Annotated in this window: 2 protein-coding genes; both read right to left on the bottom strand. The window is 41.5% G+C overall.

From position 1 onward, the window contains the following. Positions 1 to 80: 80 nt before the first annotated feature. On the bottom strand, positions 81 to 836 hold the full coding sequence (gene istB / locus H5232_RS22885) for an IS21-like element helper ATPase IstB (protein ID WP_182831596.1): 756 nt from the start codon (positions 834 to 836) through the stop codon (positions 81 to 83). Positions 837 to 847: 11 nt separating this feature from the next. Next, complete coding sequence (gene istA, locus H5232_RS22880; RefSeq protein WP_182831595.1) at positions 848 to 2,398, bottom strand: IS21 family transposase; 1,551 nt, start codon at positions 2,396 to 2,398, stop codon at positions 848 to 850. Between the last annotated feature and the right edge of the window lie 134 nt (positions 2,399 to 2,532).

Here is a 2,532-nt window from a genome sequence, read left to right as displayed (position 1 = left end):
TGCGTATTCTCATGACTTTGATCACCGATTCTCATCAGCTTTGATCACCTGATTTATCATTTTGTAGAGCCGTTTTTAAATTAGCTTAACTGATCATCATCAGTCAATTTATTTAACTGTTTTCGTATCGATTCTCCTTTTAAGTTCAACTTAATTGAACCATGAATTAGCCTATCTAAAATGGCGTCAGCATGGGTTGATTCTCCTATCATTTCATGCCAGTTTTCCTGTGGTAGCTGGCTTATAATTATGTGTGATTTATACCCATACCGCGCATCGATTAATTCGAGTAAGTCACCTCGTTGCTGAGCACTCAGTGGTTCAAGCCCCCAGTCGTCTAAGATCAGTAGATCATACTTTATTAACTTCGCCAGTAATTTCCGGTAACTACCATCTGCTTGTGCTAGAAACAGGCTTTCGAGTAGTTCTTTTAATCGAATATAGTAAACACTTTTTCCTTGTAGGCAGTGCTCATGTCCTAAGGCACACGCAAGGTATGTTTTTCCACAGCCTGTTGCCCCAGTGATTAAGATATTTTGATGTAAGTTTAGCCAGCTATTTTGGCTTAAGTTACGTATCTGTGCTTTTTCTATATTACGTGTCGGCGAGTAAATCAGTTGATTTAACTGAGCCGGTAAGCGGAATTTAGCGTGTCGCACTAGCCGGTCGATTTTTCTTTGCTCACGCGTATCAATTTCATGAGTGAGCAATAAACTGACGCGCTCTATAAAGCTTTGTTCTTGATATAGATTTGGCTGTTCAAGCTGTTGCTTGAGTGCTTGCTTTATACCGGATAACTTGAGTAGTTGAAGTTGCTGGTTAATGGTGTCTATCATGTTTGCATTCCTTAATGGTAATAATCTGTGCCACGTATGTTGCTATGTGTAATTGGCTTTTCTGGCTCTGTTTGCTGTGTGGGTAACGGTTGTTGATCCAACCCCTTTTTCAGCATCTGCTTAATTGATTTGAGTGTGGTCGTATTCATTATGATTGCGCGATAACACGCTTGCTCAAGCCGTTCTTTTGAATAAGTTTTAGCTAAACTTAACACCCCTAAACAGGCGCGATAAGCGTGCTCGGGGTGACGCCGTCCACTGAGCTGTAACTCAATAACTTGGTGGGTATACTCCCCAATACTTAATGCCCATGAGCGTAAATTTATCGGTGACTGCTCATGCTGTTTTTGATGCGCCAGAGGCATATGATGAGACTGTGTTGTATGCCCACCTAAATGATGTGAGCGCGGATGCTGTGCGATTAAGGTATCGTCATGATAAAGCTGTACTAGCTGATTGGTTATGTGTGCGCGTAATTGTTTCTTAACCCACTGATACGGCACACTGTAATAATGTTTTTCTATTTCAACATGATAATCAATGTGTACTCGCACCGTTTTGATTTGTGTATAGTGATAGGGCTTTTCAGGCAATGGCTTTAATGCGCTTTTATCCAGCATATCAAAAAGCTGTTTACGTGATTGTTGATATTGCTTCATCACCTTATTGTTCATTACATCAAGTAGCTTTGCTATTTCTTGATTTAGGTGCGCTAAGCTGTAGAAGGTTTGGTTACGCAGACGTGCCATGATCCAACGCTCAACAATTTGTACACCGACTTCAGCCTTTGATTTATCTTTGGGTTTATAAGGTCTAGCGGGTATGACAGCGACGTTATAATACTCGGCTAATTGATGATAAGTGGGGTTTAGATCAGGCTCGTAGCGACAGGGTTTACTAACAGCACTTTTTAAGTTGTCGGGAATAACAAGTTCAGGCACACCGCCTAAAAACGCAAAACAACGGGCATGACTCATCACCCAGTCTTCAAGTTGCTGGCTATACGTTGCCTCAGCATAGGTATAGTTTGATGCGCCGAGCACGGCAACAAATACTTGAGCAGTCCGTGTTTCCTGCGTTGTGGGGCACGTGATGGTCAGTGTGGGGCCACAATAATCCACAAACAGCTTTTCACCACCTTTATGATGCTGCCGCATCGACAACCGTTGTTTCCCCACCCATTCCCGATAGGCGCGGCAGAAGTGGCTATAGCTGTAATAAGGCTCACCGACTTTCTCACGCATTTCATCGAATACTAACTGCAACGTCAAATGTTTGTGCTGCTTTAAATCCTTATTGATGGTGAGCCAGTCAGGTGTTGGGTATCTTTTTTGACGGGGTGAGAAGTCCCTGATTTTTGTATTAAGAAACGTACCGTGTTGTTTATCGTCAGGTAACGGCCATTGGTTTAACCCTAACTCATTGGCCTTTTTAACGTAATTAGCCACAGTGCCAGGGGAGATATTTAAGCTTCTGGCAATCTCTCGATGGGATAATTTTGCTGAATATTTCAGCCGTAAAATAGCATGTAATTTACTCATAGATATAGGTCTTGTTGACATTATTGTTATCCTCATCAAATGATTTAGATAACGGTTTAACATACCTACAAAAATGATAAAACGTGAACTCGGTTACGAGTGGCATTAAGCTTTGATCGGCAAAATCATTAAGAACACAAAAGTGATCATTATCG

Source organism: Pseudoalteromonas sp. SG41-5 (assembly GCF_014164495.1).
In the GTDB taxonomy this organism is placed as follows: domain Bacteria; phylum Pseudomonadota; class Gammaproteobacteria; order Enterobacterales; family Alteromonadaceae; genus Pseudoalteromonas; species Pseudoalteromonas rhizosphaerae.
Note: the sequence above shows the minus strand (reverse complement) of the source record. Positions and strands in the feature narration are given on the sequence as shown.